At 74.5% G+C, this 21,706-nt stretch carries 22 protein-coding genes; 7 read left to right on the top strand and 15 right to left on the bottom strand.

Features of this window, described 5'->3' with window-relative positions; all coding sequences use genetic code 11:
• Positions 1-96: 96 nt before the first annotated feature.
• Positions 97-2,058 (top strand): hypothetical protein, encoded by a 1,962-nt coding sequence (locus MY526_RS12075; RefSeq protein ID WP_436691876.1) that lies wholly within the window; start codon positions 97-99, stop codon positions 2,056-2,058.
• A 12-nt stretch (positions 2,059-2,070) separates the two neighbouring features.
• Here MY526_RS12075 and MY526_RS12080 read toward each other — a convergent pair whose 3' ends face one another.
• From MY526_RS12080 to MY526_RS12145, 14 genes are all read right to left on the bottom strand, one after another.
• Positions 2,071-2,745 carry a response regulator gene (locus tag MY526_RS12080; RefSeq protein ID WP_436691877.1) on the bottom strand — a complete coding sequence of 225 codons (675 nt, stop codon included), beginning with the start codon at positions 2,743-2,745 and terminating at the stop codon, positions 2,071-2,073.
• On the bottom strand, positions 2,742-5,183 hold the full coding sequence (locus tag MY526_RS12085; RefSeq protein WP_436703963.1) for an ATP-binding protein: 2,442 nt from the start codon (positions 5,181-5,183) through the stop codon (positions 2,742-2,744). The genes MY526_RS12080 and MY526_RS12085 overlap by 4 nt, the downstream gene beginning before the upstream one ends.
• A gap of 172 nt (positions 5,184-5,355) precedes the next feature.
• On the bottom strand, positions 5,356-6,153 hold the full coding sequence (locus MY526_RS12090) for a TetR/AcrR family transcriptional regulator C-terminal domain-containing protein (RefSeq protein WP_436703964.1): 798 nt from the start codon (positions 6,151-6,153) through the stop codon (positions 5,356-5,358).
• 31 nt (positions 6,154-6,184) lie between these two features.
• Entirely contained in the window at positions 6,185-7,366 is a 1,182-nt protein-coding gene (locus MY526_RS12095; protein WP_436691880.1) for a PP2C family protein-serine/threonine phosphatase, read from the bottom strand.
• Positions 7,363-7,785, bottom strand: coding sequence for an ATP-binding protein (locus MY526_RS12100; RefSeq protein ID WP_436691881.1), 423 nt, complete (start codon positions 7,783-7,785; stop codon positions 7,363-7,365). The genes MY526_RS12095 and MY526_RS12100 overlap by 4 nt, the downstream gene beginning before the upstream one ends.
• Before the next feature lie 2 nt (positions 7,786-7,787).
• A complete protein-coding gene (locus MY526_RS12105) occupies positions 7,788-8,111 on the bottom strand; it encodes an STAS domain-containing protein (protein WP_436691882.1) in 324 nt (107 codons plus the stop codon).
• Positions 8,108-9,676 carry a PP2C family protein-serine/threonine phosphatase gene (locus tag MY526_RS12110; protein WP_436691883.1) on the bottom strand — a complete coding sequence of 523 codons (1,569 nt, stop codon included), beginning with the start codon at positions 9,674-9,676 and terminating at the stop codon, positions 8,108-8,110. The genes MY526_RS12105 and MY526_RS12110 overlap by 4 nt, the downstream gene beginning before the upstream one ends.
• Before the next feature lie 174 nt (positions 9,677-9,850).
• Positions 9,851-10,669: a DUF6544 family protein gene (locus tag MY526_RS12115; protein WP_436703965.1), complete on the bottom strand. Its 819-nt coding sequence runs from the start codon at positions 10,667-10,669 to the stop codon at positions 9,851-9,853.
• A gap of 61 nt (positions 10,670-10,730) precedes the next feature.
• Positions 10,731-11,294 carry a flavodoxin domain-containing protein gene (locus MY526_RS12120; RefSeq protein ID WP_436703966.1) on the bottom strand — a complete coding sequence of 188 codons (564 nt, stop codon included), beginning with the start codon at positions 11,292-11,294 and terminating at the stop codon, positions 10,731-10,733.
• A 91-nt stretch (positions 11,295-11,385) separates the two neighbouring features.
• Positions 11,386-11,577, bottom strand: coding sequence for a PLDc N-terminal domain-containing protein (locus MY526_RS12125; protein ID WP_436703967.1), 192 nt, complete (start codon positions 11,575-11,577; stop codon positions 11,386-11,388).
• Positions 11,578-11,652: 75 nt separating this feature from the next.
• On the bottom strand, positions 11,653-12,213 hold the full coding sequence (locus MY526_RS12130) for a flavodoxin domain-containing protein (RefSeq protein ID WP_436703968.1): 561 nt from the start codon (positions 12,211-12,213) through the stop codon (positions 11,653-11,655).
• A complete protein-coding gene (locus tag MY526_RS12135; protein ID WP_436703969.1) occupies positions 12,210-13,112 on the bottom strand; it encodes a universal stress protein in 903 nt (300 codons plus the stop codon). The genes MY526_RS12130 and MY526_RS12135 overlap by 4 nt, the downstream gene beginning before the upstream one ends.
• A gap of 10 nt (positions 13,113-13,122) precedes the next feature.
• A complete protein-coding gene (locus MY526_RS12140; RefSeq protein ID WP_436703970.1) occupies positions 13,123-13,788 on the bottom strand; it encodes a CBS domain-containing protein in 666 nt (221 codons plus the stop codon).
• 264 nt (positions 13,789-14,052) lie between these two features.
• On the bottom strand, positions 14,053-14,316 hold the full coding sequence (locus MY526_RS12145; protein ID WP_436703971.1) for a hypothetical protein: 264 nt from the start codon (positions 14,314-14,316) through the stop codon (positions 14,053-14,055).
• A 139-nt stretch (positions 14,317-14,455) separates the two neighbouring features.
• Between MY526_RS12145 and MY526_RS12150 the strand changes: the two genes are divergently transcribed.
• The gene (locus tag MY526_RS12150) at positions 14,456-15,676 is read left to right on the top strand and encodes an Nramp family divalent metal transporter (RefSeq protein WP_436691891.1); all 1,221 of its coding nucleotides are present in this window, start codon (positions 14,456-14,458) and stop codon (positions 15,674-15,676) included.
• A gap of 147 nt (positions 15,677-15,823) precedes the next feature.
• Positions 15,824-16,201 (top strand): cupin domain-containing protein, encoded by a 378-nt coding sequence (locus MY526_RS12155; protein ID WP_436703972.1) that lies wholly within the window; start codon positions 15,824-15,826, stop codon positions 16,199-16,201.
• Positions 16,202-16,238: 37 nt separating this feature from the next.
• Here MY526_RS12155 and MY526_RS12160 read toward each other — a convergent pair whose 3' ends face one another.
• On the bottom strand, positions 16,239-16,877 hold the full coding sequence (locus MY526_RS12160; RefSeq protein ID WP_436703973.1) for a VOC family protein: 639 nt from the start codon (positions 16,875-16,877) through the stop codon (positions 16,239-16,241).
• A gap of 157 nt (positions 16,878-17,034) precedes the next feature.
• On the opposite strand from MY526_RS12160, the gene MY526_RS12165 reads away from it, so the two are divergent.
• From MY526_RS12165 to MY526_RS12180, 4 genes are all read left to right on the top strand, one after another.
• The gene (locus MY526_RS12165) at positions 17,035-17,781 is read left to right on the top strand and encodes an SDR family oxidoreductase (RefSeq protein WP_436691894.1); all 747 of its coding nucleotides are present in this window, start codon (positions 17,035-17,037) and stop codon (positions 17,779-17,781) included.
• A 230-nt stretch (positions 17,782-18,011) separates the two neighbouring features.
• Positions 18,012-19,511: a diguanylate cyclase domain-containing protein gene (locus MY526_RS12170; protein ID WP_436703974.1), complete on the top strand. Its 1,500-nt coding sequence runs from the start codon at positions 18,012-18,014 to the stop codon at positions 19,509-19,511.
• A 243-nt stretch (positions 19,512-19,754) separates the two neighbouring features.
• The gene (locus tag MY526_RS12175) at positions 19,755-21,344 is read left to right on the top strand and encodes a CHAD domain-containing protein (protein WP_436691896.1); all 1,590 of its coding nucleotides are present in this window, start codon (positions 19,755-19,757) and stop codon (positions 21,342-21,344) included.
• A gap of 156 nt (positions 21,345-21,500) precedes the next feature.
• Positions 21,501-21,641: a hypothetical protein gene (locus MY526_RS12180; protein ID WP_436691897.1), complete on the top strand. Its 141-nt coding sequence runs from the start codon at positions 21,501-21,503 to the stop codon at positions 21,639-21,641.
• The last annotated feature ends 65 nt before the right edge of the window (positions 21,642-21,706 follow it).

Genomic DNA, 21,706 nt, shown 5'->3' on the forward strand with positions numbered 1-21,706 from the left:
CCGCGACCCGGTCGATCGACGTCCCGGGCCGTTCGCCGGCCGTACCGTCGGACCGACCCGAGTCCGGTGCCCACTCCGACGGGGACGGGAGTGAAGGTGGCCACCTCGACCGACACCCACGCCCCGGCGCAGACGACGTCGCCGTTGCGCGACTGGCTCCTGCAGGGCCGGCCGCGGAAGCGTCGGGGGATCCCCGGACCGCACGCCCACCCCGCGGCGACGCACACGACGCACCGGTGGTGGCAGGTCATGTGCCTCACCGGCGTCGACTACTTCTCCACCCTCGGCTACCAGCCCGGCATCGCCGCGCTCGCGGCCGGCCTGCTCTCGCCGATCGCCACCCTCGTGCTGGTCGCGCTGACCCTCTTCGGCGCCCTGCCGGTCTACCGGCGGGTGGCCGAGGAGAGTCCCCGCGGCGAGGGGTCGGTCGCGATGCTCGAGCGGCTGCTGCCGTCCTGGAAGGGCAAGCTCTTCGTCCTGGTGCTGCTCGGCTTCGCCGCCACCTCCTGGATCGTCACGATGACCCTGTCGGCCGCCGACGCGACGGCGCACATCGTGGAGAACCCGCACGTGCCGTCCTCCTGGCGCGGGCACGAGGTGGCGATCACCCTGGGGCTGCTCGCGTTGCTCGGGGCGGTGTTCCTCAAGGGGTTCACCGAGGCGATCGGGGTGGCCGTCGGCGTGGTCGCGGTCTACCTCGCGCTGAACCTCGTCGTGGCCGTCGCGGGTCTGTGGCAGGTGGCCACGGCACCGGTCCTGGTCACCGACTGGTGGAGCGCGCTGACCACCCAGCACGGCGGCCCGGCGACGATGGTGGCGGCCGCGCTGCTGGTGTTCCCCGCGCTGGCACTGGGCCTGTCCGGCTTCGAGACCGGGGTGGCGGTCATGCCGCACATCCAGGGCGAGCCGGGTGACACCGAGCAGCGCCCGCTCGGCCGGATCCGGGGCGCCCAGCGGCTGCTGACGACGGCGGCCGTGATCATGAGCATCTTCCTGGTCGTCAGCAGCCTGGTCACGACCCTGCTGATCCCGGAGGAGGAGTTCGCGCCGGGTGGGGAGGCCAACGGCCGCGCGCTGGCCTACGTCGCGCACGAACTCCTCGGCGACGGCTTCGGCACGGCCTACGACGGGATCACGATCGCCATCCTGTGGTTCGCCGGCGCATCGGCGATGGCCGGCATGCTGAACCTGATCCCGCGGTACCTGCCGCGCTACGGCATGGCGCCGGACTGGGCGCACGCGGTGCGCCCGCTGGTGCTGGTCCTGACGGCGGTGGCCTTCGTGGTGACCTGGGTCTTCGACGCCGACGTCGACGCGCAGGGCGGCGCCTACGCCACCGGTGTCCTGGCGCTGATCACCTCGGCCGCGGTCGCGGTCACCCTCGCCGCGCACCAGGCGGGCCAGCGGCGGCTGACCGTCGCGTTCGCCGGAATCGCCGCGATCTTCGTGTACACCACGGCGGTCAACGTCGTCGAGCGCCCCGACGGCGTGAAGATCGCCGCCTGCTTCATCGCCGCCATCGTCCTGGTCTCCCTCGTCTCCCGGCTGACCCGGTCCCTGGAACTGCGGGTGACGGAGGTCCGTCTGGACCCGCAGGCGGAGCTGTTCGTCCGCGACTGCTCGCGGCGCAAGATCCGCCTCGTGGCCAACGAGCCGGACGCTCTCGACGCGGCCGAGTACCTGGACAAGCTGCGGCAGATCCAGGCCGACAACGACCTGACCGACGACGACATCATCTTCGTCGAGGTCACGCTGACCGACCCCTCGGACTTCGCGACGGCGCTCGACGTCCGGGGCGAGGTCGTCCACGAGAGGTACCGGGTGCTGCGGATGCAGAGCTCCAGCGTCGCGAACGCGCTGGCGGCACTGCTGCTGCACGTCCGGGACGAGACGAAGCGCGTCCCGCACGTGTACTTCGAGTGGACGGAGGGCAACCCCCTCGTCAACCTGCTGCGGTTCGTCTTCACCGGCGCGGGGGAGGTCGCCCCGGTGACCCGAGAGGTGCTCCGGGAGGCCGAGCCGGATCGCGCGCGCCGTCCGCGGGTGCACGTCGGCTGACCGGAGGCCCGCTCAGGGACGGAAGCGGTAGCCCATCCCGGGCTCGGTGAGCAGGTGGCGGGGCCGCGTCGGGTCCGGTTCCAGCTTGCGGCGCAGCTGCCCCATGTAGACCCGCAGGTAGTGGGTCTCCTTCGCGTAGGCCGGTCCCCACACCGCCTGCAGCAGCTGCCGCTGGCTGACCAGCCGGCCCGGCGCGCGCGCGAGCTCGGACAGCAGGCCCCACTCGGTGGGGGTGAGCCGGACGACGGCGCCGTCCACGGTCACCTGCTTGGCGGACAGGTCGACGGTGAAGGCACCGGAACGCACCACCGAGGCCTCCGGCTCCGGAGCGCCGCGGCGCTGCAACGCCCGGAGCCGGGCCAGCAGCTCGCCCATGTCGAACGGCTTGGAGACGTAGTCGTCGGCACCGGCGTCCAGCGCGCCGACCTTGTCCCGGCTGTCGACCCGCGCCGACAGCACGAGCACCGGGCCGGTGAACCAGGGCCGCAGCCCCGCGAGGACCTCGGTGCCGTCCAGATCCGGCAGGCCCAGATCCAGGACGACGAGGTCGGGGTGGCGCGCGGCGACCTCACTCAGCGCCGCACGCCCGTCGGGGGCGGTGACCACCTCGTAGCCGGAGGCGCGGAGGGTGATCCGCAACGCCCGGGTCAGCTGCGGGTCGTCGTCGACGACCAGGACTCGGCTCACGGCGCAGCCACGGGTCCCGACGGGGTCGGGACGGCGGCCGCCCGCAGGGCCACGACCATCGTCAGACCACCGCCCGGGGTGTCCTCTGCGGTCAGGGTGCCGTCCATCGCCTCGGTCAGGCCGCGCGCCACCGCCAGTCCGAGCCCGACGCCCTGCCCGGCGGGGGCGTCGCCCAGCCGCTGGAACGGCGCGAACACCCGGGCGCGGTCGGCCGGGGGGACGCCGGGTCCGCGGTCGACGACCCGGAGTTCGAGCCGGTCGTCCAGGGCGCCGGCGGTCACGGTGACCGGGCCGGTGGGGGCGTGACGCAGCGCGTTGCTGACGAGGTTGGCGACCACCCGCTCGAGGAGGCCGGGATCGGCCGGGACGGGTGGCAGGTCGTCCGGCCAGTCCCGCTCGATGCGCGCGAGGTCTCCTCCGTCCAGCCCGCGCAGTGCGTGGTCCACGACGGCCGGGACGTCGGAGGGGCTCAGCGCCGGACTGACCACGCCGGCCTGCAGGCGGCTCATGTCCAGCAGGTTGTCGATCAGGTCGGTGAGCCGGTCGGCCGACTCGTCGATCGTCGCCTCGAGCTCGGCCCGGTCGGCGTCGTCGAGGTCGAGGTCGTCGGAGCGCAGGGCCGACGCGGCGGCCTTGATCCCGGCCAGCGGGGTGCGCAGGTCGTGGCTGACGGCGGCGAGCAGGGCGGTGCGCATGCTGTTGCCGGCGGCCAGCCGGTCGGCCTCGGCGGCCTGGGCCGCCAGCCGGCCCTGCTGGAGTGCCACGGCGGCCTGCTCGGCGAAGGCGACCAGTACCCGCCGGTCGCTGGCGGGGAGACACCGGCCGGTCAGCCGGAGGACCAGGGAGTCGGTGACGGTCACGTCCTCGACCGAGTCGCCGGGAGCGCCGCCGCCGGTCTGGCCGCACGCGCCGACGACGCGGTCGCCGTCGGGAGTCCGCTCGACCATCTCCACCGTCGTGAGCCCGAACGCCTCGCGGATCTGCTCGAGCAGGCGGGGGAGCCCACGGTCGCCCGCCAGGACCGACCGCGACAGGGATGCCAGCATCGCCGTCTCGGCCTGGGAGCGCGCGGCGACGGTCGCCCGCCGCGCCGACCGGTCCACGACGGTGGCCACGGTGACCGCGACGATCAACCCGCCCACCAGGGCCACCACGTCGTCGGCCTGGTGCACGTCCAGCTGCCCGGTCGGAGCGACGAAGAACCAGTTCTCCGCCAGCCCGCCCAGCACCGCCGCGGCCACCGCCGGCCACAGCCCGCCGACCAGGGCGACGGCGAGGACGAGCAGCAGGAAGGCGAGCAGGACGACCGACAGCGACACGGCGGCACCGGCCGCGAGGCAGGCCACCGTCACCACGACCACGCCTGCCAGCGCAACGGTGAGGCCGAGCCAGCGGCGGCGGGGCGTGAGGGAGCCGGTCAGCGGCGGCAGCCGCCAACCCCGCGAGCCCGCCGCGGAGTGGGTGACGATGTGCACGTCGATGTCGCCGGAGTCGGCGATCACCTGGGCGCCGATGCCGCTGCGCAGCGCGCGGGCCCACCGGGAGCGACGGCTGGTGCCGAGCACCAGACGGGTGGCGTCCACGCTGCGGGCGAACTCCAGCAGCGCCGCGGGGACGTCGTCCCCGACGACCTGGTGGTTGCTGCCGCCCAGGCTCTCCACGAGCTCGCGCTGGGCGCGCAGCGCGGTGGGGGACGCGCCGGTGAGCCCGTCGGAGGCCAGCACGTGGACGGCGAGCAGGTCGCCGCCGGAGCGCTGGGCCACCCGGGCGGCGCGGCGGATCAGCGTCTCGCCCTCCGCGCCGCCGGTCAGCGCGACCACCACCCGCTCCCGCGTTCCCCGGACGTGGTCGACGTGGTGCTCGGCCCGGTACCGTCGCAGGCCCTCGCCGACCCGGTCCTCCGGCCGGAGCAGCGCCGGTTCGCGCTGCGCCTCGGGAGTCGTGACCACCAGCTCGATCCGGTCGGCCCCGCGGACCACGGCGTCGGGCACGGTCTCCCGGTGCTCGGTGCCGGCCATCTGCCGGACGAGGTCGCCGAGGCTCTCCAGGTGCTGGATGTCGACCGTGGACAGCACGTGGATGCCGGCGGCCAGGAGCTCGTCGACGTCCTGCCAGCGCGCGGGGTGCTCGGAGCCTGGGGCGTTCGTGTGCGCCAGCTCGTCGACCACGACGACCTCGGGTCGCCGCGCGAGCACTGCCTCGACGTCGAGTCCGGTCAGGGTGACGCCGCCGTGGGTGACCTCGCGGCGCGGCAGCACCTCGAGCCCCTCGAGCTGGGCGGCGGTGCGCCGCCGACCGTGCGTCTCCACCAGCCCGACGACGACGTCGCTACCGCGGGAGTGACGCCGGTGCGCCTCGTCGAGCATCGCGACGGTCTGCCCGGCGCCCGGAGCGGCGCCGAGGTAGATGCGCAGGGTTCCACGGGTCACGCCGTCCATGATCGACCGGATCCGGGGTCGACGAGCCGTCCCGCGCGTCAAGGACTCGTCAGGATCGGGGCGGAGGACCGGGACGGGACCCGAGGTCGATGGCGACCTCGGGCCCGCCCGGCGGGGTCAGCGGCGGCCGGTGCCGTCGGGCCCGTCGACCGGGCGCTGGGGGACCCGCACGTCAGCCGCGCCGGGCCTCCCGGCGCAGCCGGCCGAGGCGGTCCAGCAGGTTCTCCAGGGACTCCTCGAACTCCGCGGCGGACTCGTCCTGGCTCAGCAGCGGCTCCAGGCGGACCACGGAGGGGTACCGGCCGAGGTCGGTGTGGGGTGCGTCGGCGGGGTCGGTGTCGTCCCGCGAGCTGATGGGGACCCCGCGCTGGGAGATCTCCAGCAGCAGGTGGCCGAGCAGGAAGCTGGTGTAGGCCCGGTAGGCCGCCACCGCGGTCTCGTCCGAGAAGCCGCTGCCGGTCAGGGTCTCCAGGAAGGACTCCACCCAGCGCAGGCTGCGCAGCGGGGGACGCACCCACGGGGCGGCCGGCGGCCGGGTCGCCACGAGCGGGAAGACGGCGGGGTGCGCGAGGGCGATGCGGCGGACGCCGTGCGCCAGGCGCTGCAGGTAGTCCTGCCACCCGTGCGTGGCCTGCATGTGGACGTCGGGGTCGCCGTAGAGCTCGTCGACCACGGTCTCCACGACGCCGTCGAGCAGCTGCTCGCGACTGGGGACGTAGCGGTACAGCGCCATCGCCTCGACACCGAGCTGGGCGCCCAGCCGGCGCATCGTCAGCGCGTCGATGCCGTGCTCGTCGATGAACTCCACCGCAGCTCCCAGGATCCTGCGCCGGTCCAGTGACCCGCGAGGACTGCGACTGGTCGCGGCCGGGACCACCATGGCCGCGCCGCCGCGCGCCTCCGGGGCGTCCGGGTCCTCGGGCGCGCCGGCCATCGCGGTTCCCTCCCCGAGCAGACGTGGGACCGACATCATCGCTCCGGACCGCTGGGCCGCGCCGGTTCTACAGCTGGAGCTGCTGCTCCTCACCGGTCAGCCACTCCAGGACGACGATGCTCGCGTCGTCCTGCAGCTGGTCGGCCTGGTGCGCCAGCACCCGCCGCATCAGCCGCCGCACCGTCTCCGGGGCCGGGTCACCCGCGGCGAGGGCAGAGCTGATGAAATCGGCCAGCCGCTGCTCGCCGAAGAACTCCCCGGTCGGAGAGCGGGCCTCGGTGATCCCGTCGGTGTAGAGCAGCAGCCGGTCGCCCGGCTCCAGCCGGATCTCGCCGGCGGCCGGCTTGGCGTCCTGCAGTCCCAGCGGCCGGGAGGGTGGGCACCGTGGCAGGGCCACCAGGGCGGTGCCGCGCAGGATCAGCGGGTCGGGGTGGCCGGCGTTGATCCACTGCAGCCGGCCGGTGGCCAGGTCCAGGCGGGCGATGACCGCGGTGGCGAACTGGCTGCCGGGGAACTGCCCGGCGATCGCGGCGTTGATCTCCACCGCGATGTCGGGCAGACCGAGCAGGTTGCGGCGGGCGTGCCGGTAGGCGCTGATGGCGACGCTGGCCAGCAGCGCCGCCGGCAGCCCGTGCCCGACGGAGTCGATGACCAGCAGGTCGGCGATGTCGCCGTTGACCGCGTAGTCGAAGCTGTCCCCGCCGACGTCGTAGGCCGGCTCCAGGCCGCCGGTGATGACCACGCGCTCGGTGCCGAAGGTCAGCGGCGGGAGCAGCTCCCACTGCATCTCCGCGGCCAGGCTCAGGGTCTTGCGGCGCCGCAGCCGCGCGAAGACGTCGCTGTAGGCGTCGTTGATCACCACCAGCTCGGCGACCAGGCTGATGAAGGCCCGGATCCGCGCCTCGAACACCTCGTCAGGAGCCTCGTCGAGGGTCACCTCGACCACGCCGAGGCGCTCGACGCCGTTGAGCAGCGGCACCCACAGCCGCACCCCGCCGTCGGCGGCGCCGGTCACCGGCTCGACCCGGCGGAACGCCCGGCCGGCCATCGTCCCCTCGATGAGCAGCTCCTGCCGCTCGGGCACCCCGTCACCGGGCAGCGGCAGCAGGGTGACCTGCTCGTAGTCGGCCAGGTACAACACCGTCTCCGCGATCCCCATCGCGCGGCCGTGGGCGGCGACGGTCGCGGCCAGGTTGGCCGGGGAGAGCAGGTGCGCCGCCCGCAACAGCGAGCTCAGGGGGTCGGTCACCGATCAGGCCGGGATCGCGACGGCACGGGTACCGGTTCCGGACGTCGTCGGGGGACGGTCAGCTCGAACCACACGGTCTTGGCGCCGGTGGCCCGGCTGCGGCGGGCGCCCCACCGGTCGGCGAAGGCCGCGACCACCTGCAGCCCGCGGCGGTGCGCGTCGGTCACCGTCAAGGAGCGCAGGACCGGCTGCTCCCGTCCGGTGTCGGTCACGCCGACCCGTAGCCGGCCGTCGGCGTGCTCGACGGCGACGACGATCTCGGGGCCGTCGGCGTGGCGGACGGCGTTGCCGGCCAGCTCGGAGACGAGCAGCGCCGCCGTCTGACCGACGTGGTCGGGCAGGTCGGCGACGAGGTCGGAGACGAACCGCCGGGCGTCGGGCACCGAGACGGCCAGTGCCGGGAAGCTGCGCCTGGCCATGCTCAGGCCTCCTCGCGCAGGCCGAGCCGGGCGGCGAGGCCGAGGACCTCCACCACCCGCCGGACCACGGAGGTCGCGTGGACGATCTCGACGGGGGAGAAGTGGTCGGCGATGCGCAGCAACACCGCCACACCGGAGGAGTCGGCGAAGGTCAGCTCGGTCGCGTCGATGCGCAGGGGCTGGGCGTCCCGGCGCAGCAGGTCGTCGAGGTCCGGGCCGATGTCGGCCGCACCGGCGAGGTCCAGCTCGCCGCCCAGGCGGACCAGCAGCGGCGCGCCGTCGGCGGACTCCACCACGTCCAGCCGGGCCCGGGGCCCGTCGGTCATGTCGTCCATCGCATGCCCAGCAGCACGGTGTCGTCCCTCCCACCGTCGACGGCGAGCGCCCGCATCAGGGCGTCGAGGGCCTGTGGCAGCGGCCGCCCGTCGACGGCTCCGGCGCTGGCCGCGCGCAGCCGGTCCAGGCCCGCGTCGATGACCTCGTCGCGGCGCTCGACCAGGCCGTCGGTGAACGCCAGCAGCGTGCCGGCGCGCGGTATCCGGAACTCGGAGACCGGCAGCGGGGTCGATCCGCTCACGCCGATCGGCGGGGCGACGGGCACCTCCAGCAACAGGGCGCGACCGTCGGTGAGCAGCACGGGCGGGAAGTGGCCGGCGGAGACCACGGTCAGCCGACCGGCGCTCGCGTCCAGCTCGCCGAGCAGCACGGTGGCGAACTGGCGGTCGGCCGCCACGTCGAGCAGCCGGCGCAGCTTGGCCAGCACGACGTCGATGTCGTCGCCCTGGGTGAGGTAGGCGCGCGCCGCGAAGCGCAGCTCGGCCATCGTGGTGGCCGCCGGGAGGCCGCGGCCGGAGATGTCGCCGACGACGAACACGCAGCGCCCGGTCCCGCGGGGGAGGACGTCGTACCAGTCACCGCCGACCTCCAGCTCGTCGACGCCGGCGACGTAGCGGGCGGCGACCTCCATGCCGTCGATCGTGGGGACCTCGGGCAGCAGTGCGTGCTGCAGGGTCGCTGCGATGCTCCGCTGCTGCCGGTAGAGCCGGTCGTTGTCCGCCGCCAGCCGCTCGGCCTCGGCCCGCCGCCGGGACATGGTGGCCGCGGCCGCGGCTGCGGCCACGGCGAGGAGGAGTCCGACTCCGACCACGATCCAGGGCAGCGCCGAGGACAGATCACCGGTCAGGCTGGTCGGGGACGCGCCGACGACGGTGATGGAGGTGTTGCCGAACGGCACCGTGGTGCGGGCGGTGTACCCGCCGATCGGAACCGGGCCGGTGGAGTACAGGAGCTGATCGGTGGCCGTGCTCCGGCCCAGGTAGACCGCGAAGTCCAGACCGCCGAACGCCTCGCCGGGCGGTACCTGGACGCGCCGGTCGGGCGGGAGCAGCGACTCGGCGTAGACGACCAGCCCGGCGTCGCCGACCGGGCGCAGCGCGTAGCCCAGCCGGGCCGGCTCGCCGGGCAGGATGCCGGTGACCGCCAGCGTGCCGTCCTCGGGCACGCCGGCGAGGAACGCGGCGAACTCCTCGCCGTCGGGGCCGACGGGGTCCGGCCCCTGCAACGCCACCTGCTCGGCCTGCCCGCCGTCGCCGATCCGCCACAACGACAGCGACATGCCGTTGGCACCGGAGATCCGGGCGGCGGCGAACCGCTGGAAGGCGCCGGGATTCGCGTTGGTGGCGGTGGCGACCTGCCCGGCGTCGGCCAACTGCGTGGTGAGCACGGCAATCTGCGTGGTCAGCACCGTGCCGGCCTGGGCGACCTGCCGCTGCAGGGAGTCGGCCTCGGCGCGGGCGTTCACCTGCCCCGCGAGCACCGCCAGCACCGCCGCGACCGCGAGGATGACGACGGCGACGACGGCGGCGACGCGGCGGGGCGTGCTGCGGATCATGACCCGCGAACCGTACCGCCCGGGGATCCCCACGCCCGGTCACCGGCTCGGCGGGAAGCGGCGGGATGCGGAGATCCAGCTGGGGGGACTCGGTGCGGGAACCGGTCGCGGCGGGCGTGGCGGGTCCGCAGGCCGAGTGCACCGGCACCAGCGGTCAGCAGCGGAGCAGGGGACTCACCGTCCCGGGGGGACGTCCAGCCGGAGGTCGACCAGGGTCATCTCGCCGTAGCGGAACTCGCCGTCGGGCAGGTGCCAGACGGCCGCTCCGCCGGTCATCCGGGGGAGTCCGTCGACGGCGGTCCACCCCTGCACGGGCGTGCTCCAGGGCGCGCGGGTGAGCCCGCCGGGCAGGTCGGCCCAGCGGTCCTCGGTGCGGACGTCCCTCGGGCGGCCGTCGGCGTCCAGGAACACCTCAGCGCCCACCGTGTGCCCGGCGTCGGCCAGGGAGACGCGAAAGCCGTCGTCGCCGGCCGCCTCCCAGGTGGTGCGGGTGCCGAGGAGCATGCCCGGTGCCAGCAGCAGCGCATCGTCGAGCCAGGTCGTCAGCTCGCCGATGTCGAACTCGGGTCCGGAACCGTCGGCGACGGTCACCAGGTCCAGGACCTTGCCGCGCATCCGACCGGAACCGCCGCGGTAGGTGTCCCAGCCCCACATCGGGACGACCCTCCCCATCACCAGCCGTATCCGGTACAGGCGGGCGACCTCGACGGCGGAGTTGTACTGCCATGCGTCGCACGGCATCCAGGCCTGATCAGGCCCGCGGCGGAACCGGCCGGCGAAGTGCGCCCGCAGCGACCAGGTCCGTGGACGCCCGACGACGCCCATCGCCCGCAGGTAGCGGACGGCCGCCGGTGGCAGCCCGTCGAGGTCGGCCTCGGTCACCGCGTCGACGGACACCGGGCCGGTCGGGAGCCCGGCGGCGACCACTCCGCGGACGAAGGCCCGCGGCGGGCGGGCGCCGGCGGTGGCCCGCTCGGAGGTGGACGCGGACATCGGCGACCTCGCTCGTCGGTGGTCGTGGCGGGGGCTGGGTTCCGAGCGTTCGAGCCTCGGGTCACCGTGCGGTCGGAGGGTCGGCCGGTGACCCGCTCCGGTCGCGGCGCAGCTCGCCGAGCGCGGCTGCGATGTCGTCGGTCCAGGAGTCGATCACCGGCCAGTCCCGATGGTCGCCAGGGCTGCCACCGAGCGCGCGCCAGAAGAGCTTGCCCCACAGCGGGAGGCCCTCCATGGCGACGATCCCGGCGAAGACCCGGTGCTCCCGGGGACGCAGACCTGCGGGGAAGGCCGTCTCGATCTTCCGGACCTCCATCCCGACGACGACCCGGCTGATCGGGCCGCGGGGTGCCGCGCCGGCCACGCTGAAGCACCAGAACGGCCGGTCGGCGAGGACTGCCCGCCCGCTGCGGAGGAAGTCCGACGCGGCCGGCAGCCAGGCCTGGTCGTGGACCGCGCTGCCGATCACGAAGGCGTCGAACCCGGTCGGGTCCACGTCCGGCCCGAGCGGGTGGACGGCGACATCGGCGACGTCGGCCAGGCCGACGGCGATCCGTTCGGCGATGCCCTGGGTGGACCCGGCCGCGGTGGCGTGACCGACCAGCACCCGCACGTTCCTCGCCATGCGTCCACGCTGTCCGCTGGGCAGCTGGAGGGGGAGGGACGGACGGCACCATCGGGGAGTGACGGACGTCGTCCGGTCGGCGTGCCGCAGTTCAGCGCCTGCGACTCCAGCGGAAGTACGTCAGGGGGCCGATCCAGTTGACGGCGATGACCGCAGCCCAGACGGCCTTGCGGCCGTTCACCTCCGACGCGCTCCGCCGGGCCAGATCGGTCCAGGCGGTGGCGGCCAGGGACAACTGGACGGACCCCAGCGTCAGCAGGAGCGCACGCTGACGCCCGCTCATGTCCGCCCACCGGCGCGGGAACCTCGGCGCGCGCCGACTCATGGCTGCCCCCTGGCCGCGTCGTCCTGCGCTCGGTCACGTCCCCCGGGGCTCCGGCGCCGCGAGCGGGGTCGTTCGGTCGGCCAGTGTGGCGGCGATCTCCTCGGCCCAGCTCCGGACGAGTTCCCAGTCGCGGAAGTCCCCGACGGGAGCCCGCATGGCCGTGACCATGGCCCGTTCGCCGAAGGAGAGCAGGCCCTTGTCCAGGCGGCCGGGGAAGACGCGGTGACCGACTGCGTCGAGCATCGTGGCGAAGGTCCCCGCGTCGTGCGGCTCGTCCGGCGGGAACGGCGGCGCTCCGATCGGTCCGCTGGAGAACAGCCAGACAGGCCGGTCGCGCAGGGCGACCAGGTGCGCCGTGGCCAGGTCTCGGGCTGCCTCCAGCCAACGTCCGGCGTAGACCGCGCTGCCGAGGGCCACTGCCTGGTACATCGAGGGATCGGGGCGGTTCTCGGCCGGAACCGCCGAGGCGACCAGGCCCAGCGTGCGCCCGGTGGCGCAGCCGTTCAGGTCCCGGGCCAGGGCTGCGGCGATCTCGTGGGTGGAACCGTGCCTGCTCGCGGCCGTCACCAGGACCCGCAGGCCCGCCGTGGTCACCGGGCGCTGCCGGTGGGAACGGGGACGACGGCGACGGGGCAGCCGGCCCGGTGCAGGACGCCGTGGGTCGTCGACCCGAGCCGGGCGATGGATGCGCGGTGGCGGTGGCCGACCACCAGCAGCTGCGCGGTGAGCGCGACGGACACGAGGGCCCGCGCCGTGCGCTCGCGCAGGACCACCTCGCGGACGACCACGTCGGGTTCCTTCTCGCGCCAGCCGGCCAGCGTCTCGGCGAGCACCCGTTCTTCGTCGGCGAGGACCCCGGCCCAGTCGACGAGCGGACCCATCGACTGGAACGCGGTCTCCAGCGCGGCGTCCTGCCACGCGTGGACGGCGACCAGGTCGGTCCCGCGGGCGGCGGCCTCGGCGAAGGCGAACGCCAGGACGGCGTCGTCGCGGCCGCGACCTTCCACGCCGACCACGACGGAGCTCCGCTGGGAGACGACGACCGACGTCGGGTCGGGGAGGACCACGACGGGGCAGGAGGCGTGTCCCACGACGCCGTTCGCCGTGGAGCCGAGCAGCAGACCGGCGATCCCACCGACTCCACGGCTACCGATGACCAGCAGCTGCGCCTCCCCGGAGGCCGCCTGCAGCGCGGCGACCGGGTCGCCGTCGACGACCGACCAGCTGACCGTGTCGGCTCCCAGGACGTCGGCCGCGTCGGCCGCGGCCCCGCGCAGGATGGTCCCCGCACCCGCCTGGAGCATCGTCCGCAGGTCCGGGTCGGGCGACGGATCGGCGACGATGCCACCGAGCGGCCACGACAGCGCGTGCAGCAGCCGCAGCGGCGCCCGCCGCCGGCGCGCCTCGTCGATCGCGAAGGTCGTGGCGACACGGGCGGGCTCCGAGCCGTCGATCCCGACGACCACGGGAGGGGGCTGGGCGGGATGCGACATCGTCGTCACCTCACGCGTGCGCGGACACCGGCCGGACGGCTGCTGGGCTGTCGGGACCGTCGGAGGCGAGGACCCGGATCCCGACCACGCCGCCGACGGTCCGGGCGAGCGCGGAGAGTGCCCGCTCCTCCACGGCGGCCGACGGCTGCGGTGCGCCGCTGGTCCGCCGGATCGTGGCGGCACCGTCGGTGACCGAGACCGACCACGATCCGAGCTCTCCGGTGTAGCCCTCGACCAGGCGCAGCAGGTCGTGCCGGATCTCCGCGTCGGGGCGGATCAGCGTCCGGAGCAGGTCTCGCCGGCTGACGATGCCCACGAGGCGCTCGCCGTCGAGGACCGGGACACTGCGCAGCCGCTCGTCGACGAACACCCGCGCGATGTCGGCGACGTCCGCGGTCGCCTCGACGGAGCGGACGGCACCGGTCATCACCCCCCGCACGAGCAGGGCCGGATGGCCCCCGGCCGTCCCGTCGCGGCGCAGGTGCAGCCGGGGGTCCTCCGGCAGCCGGTCGCGGAGGACGTCGGCCTCGGCGACGATGCCGACCAGCCGGTCCTCGCCGTCGACCACCGGCAGGGCCGCGAAGCCGTGCTCTGCCATCACCTCGGCCGCGTACTTGGCCGACGTGTCCGGTCCCACGGTGACGACCTGCCGGGTCATGACGTCTCTGGCCTGCACGGCTCCTCCTCGGCGGGCGGTTGCTGCGCCGGACGTTAGGCACCGGACCGGACCGGTCCCAGGGTCGCCGGACGCACCGAGCGGGGGACCTCCGTCCCTGCCCGACGACGGCGGAGCCCCCGGCAGCCGTCCGGCGGAGCTCCCTCGGAGCCGCCCACGTCGGAGCCCGCCGCGGTGCATGCCTGACCCGGGAGGTGGACGACGCGCCACGGGCGCCGGCGGACCGGGGCGGCGGAGCGGAGACGCGGCCCGCAGGCGGCGTGGTCACCCGCCGGGTCGATCAGCCGCCGGCGACTCCCAGAAGGACGACCAGTAGGGCTGGTTGCCGACGGCGTGGCACACGACATCCGGGCCGTGGAGCGGCTGCTGGCACCGCATGGCGGAACACAGGGGATGCGTGTGCGGGCAGCGCTCGACGTCGGGCGGGATGGCCTGGCCGGTGAAGGGGGCGTCGGGGGGCTCGGGCGGCGGCGGGGGCGTGTGCTCCCGGCCCGCGTGCGAGCGGGCGTGGGCGACGCGGCTGTTCATGCGATCGCCACCTCCGATCGGTGGCTCGGTCGGTCCCGTCGGCATTCTGGCTGCGCCTGTCGACGGTCCCGCGCATTGGGGGGTTGGGTGCAACCAGGGTTGCTCCGCAGGATGGCCCTCTCGGCTGAGGGGGTTGATCGTGCTGGAACAACAATGGCCCGACCGGGCCACGCGCCGCCGCAGGATCGCGCTGTTCGGTCCGGCCTTCGTCGCGGCGATCGCCTACGTCGACCCCGGGAACTTCGCGACGAACTTCTCAGCCGGCGCCGAGTACGGCTATCTCCTGCTCTGGGTCATCGTCCTGGCCAACGTCATGGCGATGTTCGTGCAGAGCCTGTCGGCGAAGCTCGGGCTGGCCACCGGGATGTCACTGCCGCGGAACTGCCGGAAGCAGTACCCCCGTCGAGTCGTCCTGGGGCTCTGGGCTCAGGCCGAGTTGGTCGCGATGGCGACCGACCTGGCCGAGATCGTCGGCGGCGCGATCGCGCTGAACCTGCTCTTCGGACTGGACCTGTTCGCCGGCGGCCTGATCACCGGGGCGTGGGCCTTCCTGCTGCTCGCCATCCAGGCCCCGGGGGACCGGCGCTACATCCACGCGGTGACCGCCTACTTCGGCCTGATCGTCTTCGCCTTCCTCCTGCTCGTGCTCAGCGCGGAGATCGACGTGTCCGAGGCGGCCGGCGGGCTGGTACCCCGCCTCGACGACGAGGGCAGCCTCGTGCTGGCCGCGGGGATCCTCGGCGCCACGGTGATGCCCCACGCGATCTACCTGCACTCGGCGCTGGTGACCGAGACCGTCCGGGCCCACACGGTCACGCAGAAGCTGAAGGCGCTGCGGGAGCAGCGGATCGACGTCACGACGGCGATGAGCCTGGCCGGGCTCGTGAACGTGGCGATGCTCCTGGTCGCGGCCGCACTGTTCGCCGGGTCGTCACTGGGCGACAACACGCTCGAGGGTGCCTACGACGGGTTCGGCGCCTTCAGCACGGCCGCGCTGCTGTTCGCGCTGGCCCTGCTCGCGTCGGGTTTCGCCTCGTCGAGCGTCGGCACCTACGCCGGCCAGGTGATCATGGACGGTTTCCTGCGGCGCCGGATCCCGCTGTTCCTCCGCCGGGCGCTCACCATGCTCCCCGCCCTGGCGATCCTGGCCCTCGGGGTCGACCCGACCCGGGCGCTGGTGGTGTCCCAGGTGGTGCTGTCCTTCGGGATCCCGTTCGCGCTGGTGCCGCTGCTGCTGCTGACCCGGCGCCCGGACATCATGGGCGAGCTGGTCAACCGGCGCCGCACGACCGTGGTCGCCGTCCTCGTCGCCGGCGTGATCATGACCCTGAACGCGGTGCTGCTGTTCCTGCTGTTCTGAGGGTGCCTCCGACGCCCGGTCCGACGAGAGCGAGACAGGTCGGGCGCCACCCGTCCTCGCCACGGGGGCCTCTTGCCGTCCACCCTCGCCCCCGACAGCATCGACCTCCCCGCCATCGCAGCCGGGGTGAGACGGAGGTCTGGTCGCGTGACGCAGGAACTGCAGCCGGTCGACATCACCGCGGTCGACACCACCACCGCCGAGTGGGTGGCGTTTCCCATCCCCGAACTGGGCGTCGACCTGGAACTCATCCCACTGATCGCCGACCCGGACACCGGGATGCAGGTGTTCAAGACCGTCTACCGCGCCGGCTTCACCAACGTCTGGCACACCCATCCGTGCGCGCACGGGCTCTACGTGCTCGAGGGCACGCTGCGCACCCACCAGGGCGACTACGGGCCCGGCAGCTTCGTCTGGTTCCCCGAGGGCGGGATCATGCAGCACGGGGCCACCGACGACGGCGACTGCACCTTCCTCTTCATCACCAACAAGCCGTTCGGCATCCACTACCCGGGCAAGAGCTGACACCTCGCCGCGGACTCCTGGCGACGCGACACGTCGGTCAGCCGGCGCCCCGGTCGGGGTGGTTGGCGGTCACGCAGAACGGCAGGCCGACCGGGTCGCGCAGCGCGACGAACCCGTCGCCCTGCCGCAGCAGCTCGGCGCCGAGTGCGCGCACCCGGACCACCTCGGCGTCGACGTCGTCGGTGCCCAGGTCCAGGTGCGCTCGTGCGTGCGTGCCGCCGTCGTCGTCCCCGAGTCGCTGGACCAGGAGCGCCAGCGGGCTCTCCGAGCGGTGCACCAGCCGGGAGAACTCGGGCGCGGACACCGGCTCGTCGGCCCACCCGGTCGCCGCACGCCAGAAGCCCAGCTCGGCGTCGTACCGGGCGGCCGGGACGTCGACGCACAGCTGCACCAGCCGGGTGCGGTGCCCCTCCGGGCACGTCACCGCGCCCGGGCGCTCGTGCGGCCAGGACTCCTCGCAGACGCAGAACGGCAGGCCGGCCGGCGAGGTCATCACCCGCCACCCGTCGCCCACGGGGCCGGGACGGGCACCCAGCTCCTCGAGCCGGGAGACGTCGCCGGCGAGCGAGCCGAGCAGGTCCGGGTGCACCCGCGGCGCCCCGCCGATCCGCTGCACGTGCAGATAGGCGCCCCGGACGGCGGGACGAGCGAGACGAACTCCGGGTGGCCGGGCCACGGCGCGCCGGGTGGCCAGCCGGTCACCGCCGACCAGAACGCCCGGGCGGCGTCGACGCGGTCGCCCGGCACGTCGACGAAGGCGTGCACCCACGGGACCGGCACGCGCCCAGGCTCGCACGGCCGCACCCGCCACGCGCCCGTGGCAGGCTCCCCTCGTGGCCGAGCCGTTCCGCACCGCCGTGGTCACCGGCGCCGGCTCCGGGCTGGGCCGCGCCATCGCCCGTGCCCTGGCCGGCGACGGGTGGTCGGTCGCGCTGCTCGGCCGCACCCGCGCCGCGCTGGAGGCGACGGCGGCCGCCGGCGGCACCACCCTCGTGCTGCCCACCGACGTCACCGACGAACGGCGGGTCGACGAGGCCTTCGCCGCGGTGACCGACGGCTGGGGTCGGCTGGACCTGCTGGTCAACAACGCCGGCACGTTCGGCCCGTCCGGCGAGGTCGACGAGATCGCCGTCGCCGACTGGCGGGCCACCGTCGAGGTCAACCTCACCGGGATGTTCCTCTGCACCCGCGCCGCCGTCCGGCAGATGAGGGCGCAGGACCCACCCGGCGGGCGGATCATCAACAACGGCTCGATCTCGGCGCACGTCCCGCGGCCGGCCAGCGTCGCCTACACCGCCACCAAGCACGCGGTCACCGGGCTGACCCGGGCCGTCGCCCTCGACGGCCGCGCGCACGGGATCGCCGTGGGGCAGATCGACGTCGGGAACGCTGCCACCGAGATGACCGCGGGCATCGCCACCGGCGCCCGGCAGGCCGACGGCTCGGTCCGGCCGGAGGCGACGTTCGACCCCGCACACGTCGCCGCCACGGTGGTGCACATCGCGCGGCTGCCACTGGACGTGAGCGTGCCCTTCACGACGGTGCTGGCCACCGGCATGCCCTATCTCGGCCGCGGCTGAGGGCACACCAGCGAGGGGGAGGATCCCGCCGAGGGCGTGGCCGATCGAGATCCCCGAGTACCGGACGGCGACCGGGAACAGAGGAGTCCTCCGATGGCCGGCGGGCCGGCTCTCACCCCCAGGAGGGATCGAGCTCGACCCGCGCCGTGACGATGCCCTCTGCGGACGCACTTCCCCGAGGCCCACACGAAGGCGGGACGATGGCTCAGCAGTCCGGCGGACCGCCGCGCGTGGCCGTCGCTCTCGCGCTCGCGACGGCGCTGCTCTTCGTCGGGAGCCTGTTGCTGTGGCCCGCGCAGGCCGCGTCCGACATCTCGGACGTCGCGCAGGGGGTCGCCGCGCTGACTGCGAGCGGAGCGGCGGCCCGGCACGTCCGCCGCTGCACCGACCGGCGGACGCGGATCACGTGGATCTTCATGGCGGCCGCCTGCCTCTCCTGGGCTCTCGGCGAGACGTACTGGTGCTGGGTCACGCTGCGCAGCGACGTCGTCCCGTTCCCGTCCCTGGCCGACGTCGGGTTCCTGGGCTTCTCGGTCCTCATGGCGGTCGGACTGCTCGTCCACCCCGCCCGCGGCGGACGGATCCTGTTCCTGCAGCGGGTGTTCGACGGCCTGTTGGCTGCCGGGTCGATCGGGCTCGTCAGCTGGTTGACGACGCTCGGGGCGATCGCGGGTGCGGAGGACGACAGCGTCGGGCTGCAGCGGCTGTTGCTCCTCGCGTACCCGAGCATCGACGTCTCGCTGGTCGTGTTGGCCGTGCTCCTGCTGATCCGCACCGGCGGGAACCGCCCGGCGCTGTACCTGGTCAGCGCCGGAGTCCTCGCGCTGGCCGTCTCCGACAGTGCCTTCGCCTACCTGGCCGCCATGGGCTTCTACGACGGTGGACTGACCGACCTCGGCTGGATCGGCGGCTTCCTGCTGGTGGCCCTCGCGGGCACGTGCCCGGAACCGCCGCAGCCGTCGCCGTCCGTGCGGGCCGCCGACGCGGCCGGCGTCACGGTGCCCTCGTCCGTCCTCCCGTACGTCCCCGTGGTCGTGGCACTGTCGGTCGTCGCCGGCGTCACGCTGCTCGACCGACCGCTGACCAAGGCGGAGACGATGGCCGCCTGCGGGGTCGTGCTGTGCCTGCTCGCCCGGCAGTACCTGGCCGTGCGCGACAACGTCCACCTGGTACGGCAGCTCGCCGCGCGGGACCAGGAGCTGCGTCGCCAGGCGTTCTTCGACTCGCTGACCGGCCTGGCGAACCGGTCGCTGTTCCGGGACCGGCTGGAACACGTCCTGGAGCTGCACTCCCGCGACTGCCGGCCGGTCGCCGTCCTGTTCCTGGACCTGGACGACTTCAAGGCGGTCAACGACACCCGGGGGCACGCCGTCGGCGACGACCTGCTGGTGCGCGTGGCGGAGCGGATCACCGGCGCTGTCCGGACCGGCGACACCGTGGCGCGGCTCGGCGGCGACGAGTTCGCCGTCCTGCTCGAGGACGCCGGCGACCCGATGCACACGGCAGCCCGCATCCGCGAGGCTCTCCGGCGTCCCTTCTCACTCGCCGGTGCCGAGCACACCATCGAGGCCAGCGTCGGCGTGGCAGCGCTGACCGCCGACGAGGCGCCGGTCACGGCCGACGCCCTCCTGGCCCGTTCCGACGCCGCCATGTACGCCGCCAAGCGAGCGGGCAAGGCCGGCCTCGCCGACTACGCCACGGTCTCCGGAGCCGTCGTCCAGTCCGGCTGAACGGCGACCCGCATCGGCCCGGCGGCCCACGCGTCCTGCTGGCACCTGGCCCATCCGACACCCAGCCGGGTCGGGTCCGCACGGAGGCGCCTCCCGTGCGCGCGTCAGGGGCCGCCAGGAACCCCCGCCAGGCGCGATCGCGTAGCGCGGGGACCCGGCTGCGCCGACGGGACCGGCCTCGTCGTCGTGTCCGGTGGCGACCGCCGGAGGATTGGCGGCGCTGCGGCGAGGTACACCTCCTGGATGCCAGCTGTTCACCTGGAAGTGGAGCGGAAGTACGCCGCCGACGAGTCGTTCGAGCTGCCGCCGCTGGCTCAGCTGCTGGCAGGGGCAGCGGACGGCCGCGGTGGGGCGGAGAACGCCGGAGTCCCGGTCACCGAGGGAGAGACGGCGGACCAGCGGCTGGCGGCGACGTACTTCGACACCGCGGACCTCCGCCTGGCGACGGCGGGGTTGACCCTGCGCCGGCGGACGGGCGGTGACGACGCCGGCTGGCACCTGAAGGTCCCCGCGGGGACCGGAGCCCGCTCGGAGGTGCGCCTGCCGCTCGGCCGCGCCACCCGGACCGTGCCGGCGGAGCTGCAGAACATGGTCTGGGTCCACAGCAAGGGCGCCTCGCTGGGGCCGGTCGCCGAGATCACCACGGACCGGACGGTGCGCCGGCTGGTCGACGCGACCGGGCAGGTGCTGGCGGAGGTCGCCGACGACCGCGTCACCGCGCGCCGGGTCCGCCCGACCGACGGCAGCGGGGACGCGGTCGGTGCTGCGACGTCCTGGCGGGAGATCGAGGTGGAGCTCGTCGGCGGCCGGACCGATCTCCTGGAGGCCGTCGACACCGAGCTGCGCGCCCGCGGCCTGCGGGAGGCGACGAGCTCGTCCAAGCTCGCACGGGTGCTGGGCGGGGACGAGCGCGTCCGGCCGGCGAAGCGGAAGGCCGGGAAGCTCACCACTGCGTCGGCCGCAGGGGAAGTGGTCCTGGCCCACGTCCGCGAGCAGGTGGCGCAGGTACAGGCCCAGGACCTGCCGGTGCGCCTCGATGCCCAGGACAGCGTGCACAAGATGCGCGTGGCGACCCGGCGGTTGCGCAGCGCCCTGACCACGTTCAAGCCCCTGTTCGACGCCGACGTCGTCCGGCCGTTGCGGAGCGAGCTCAAGTGGCTGGCCGGGGAGCTCGGCGCCGCCCGGGACGCCGAGGTGATGCGCGACCGGGTGAACGAGGCCGTCCACGCGGAGGCCTCGGTCGCCGACCTGGGCCCGGTCGCCGAGGTCGCCGGCGCGGAGCTGGGCGAGGCCTACCGCGGCGCCCACGACCGGGTGCTCGCCGAGCTGGACGGGGAGCGCTACCACCGGCTCGTGCTCAGCCTCGACGAGCTGGTCAGCTCCCCGCCGTTGACCGAGCGCGCCGCTGCCCGCGCCGGGAAGACGCTGCCGCGACTGGTCGCCCGGAGCTACGCCGGGGTCCGGCGCCTCGTGGAGGACGCCGCCGCCCATCCGCCGGGTGCCGAGCGCGAGGAGCTGCTGCACGACGCGCGCAAGGCCGCCAAGGCCGCCCGCTACGCGGGGGAGTCGGTGAGCCGGGTCTTCGGTGCCGACGCCACCGCGTTCGCGGCGGCGATGGAGGCGGTGCAGGAGGCGCTGGGGGAGCACCAGGACTCGGTCCTCACCCGCGAGCGGCTGCGCGACCTGGCGATGGAGACGTCCAGCAGCGGGGCCGCGTTCCTGTACGGGCGCCTGCACGCCCTCGAGGAGGTGCGGGCGGAGCAGTCCCAGCGGCACTTCGACGACGCCTGGAAGGCGGCCGGCAAGAAGTCGCTGCACCGTTGGCTGCGCTGATCCCCGGCGTCGACGTGCGGCGCGGGCCAGGCCGATGGGGGGACGGCTGTCGCTCTGTCGGGTGGTGCCGGCCCGTTCGCCCATGTCCCTCGCCGGCACGGGGCGCGACCATCCGTCTCCGGATGGGTGGTCGAGGGGGCGTCGGTGGACAGTGTGATGGATCTGCTGCAGGTGTGGCTCGCACTCGCGGGGCTGGGTGTGGCGCTGCTGGCCGGGGTGCTGTTCACCGCGCTGCGGCTGGGATGGGGCGACTTCGGCGACGTGGACGACGAGCCGGTGCCCGCAGCGGCGGACTGAGCGCCGCCCCGGTGTGAGACGCGCCGGCCTCCCCACTGTCTGGGGGGTGTGCGGCGGGACCCCAC

Origin of the sequence: Geodermatophilus sp. CPCC 205761 (genome assembly GCF_051383655.1) — a bacterium.
Classification (GTDB): Bacteria; Actinomycetota; Actinomycetes; order Mycobacteriales; family Geodermatophilaceae; genus Geodermatophilus.

Excerpts from the sequence above, each read along its gene's own strand:
- MY526_RS12090 (WP_436703964.1), bottom strand. The coding sequence starts at position 6,153 with ATGTCGGTCCCACGTCTGCTCGGGGAGGGAACCGCGATGGCCGGCGCG.
- MY526_RS12125 (WP_436703967.1), bottom strand. The coding sequence starts at position 11,577 with ATGAGCGGGCGTCAGCGTGCGCTCCTGCTGACGCTGGGGTCCGTCCAG.
- MY526_RS12120 (WP_436703966.1), bottom strand. The coding sequence starts at position 11,294 with ATGGCGAGGAACGTGCGGGTGCTGGTCGGTCACGCCACCGCGGCCGGG.
- MY526_RS12085 (WP_436703963.1), bottom strand. The coding sequence starts at position 5,183 with ATGGACGGCGTGACCCGTGGAACCCTGCGCATCTACCTCGGCGCCGCT.
- MY526_RS12145 (WP_436703971.1), bottom strand. The coding sequence starts at position 14,316 with ATGAACAGCCGCGTCGCCCACGCCCGCTCGCACGCGGGCCGGGAGCAC.
- MY526_RS12180 (WP_436691897.1), top strand. The coding sequence starts at position 21,501 with ATGGATCTGCTGCAGGTGTGGCTCGCACTCGCGGGGCTGGGTGTGGCG.
- MY526_RS12135 (WP_436703969.1), bottom strand. The coding sequence starts at position 13,112 with ATGTCGCATCCCGCCCAGCCCCCTCCCGTGGTCGTCGGGATCGACGGC.
- MY526_RS12100 (WP_436691881.1), bottom strand. The coding sequence starts at position 7,785 with ATGGCCAGGCGCAGCTTCCCGGCACTGGCCGTCTCGGTGCCCGACGCC.
- MY526_RS12110 (WP_436691883.1), bottom strand. The coding sequence starts at position 9,676 with ATGATCCGCAGCACGCCCCGCCGCGTCGCCGCCGTCGTCGCCGTCGTC.
- MY526_RS12115 (WP_436703965.1), bottom strand. The coding sequence starts at position 10,669 with ATGTCCGCGTCCACCTCCGAGCGGGCCACCGCCGGCGCCCGCCCGCCG.
- MY526_RS12175 (WP_436691896.1), top strand. The coding sequence starts at position 19,755 with ATGCCAGCTGTTCACCTGGAAGTGGAGCGGAAGTACGCCGCCGACGAG.
- MY526_RS12105 (WP_436691882.1), bottom strand. The coding sequence starts at position 8,111 with ATGACCGACGGGCCCCGGGCCCGGCTGGACGTGGTGGAGTCCGCCGAC.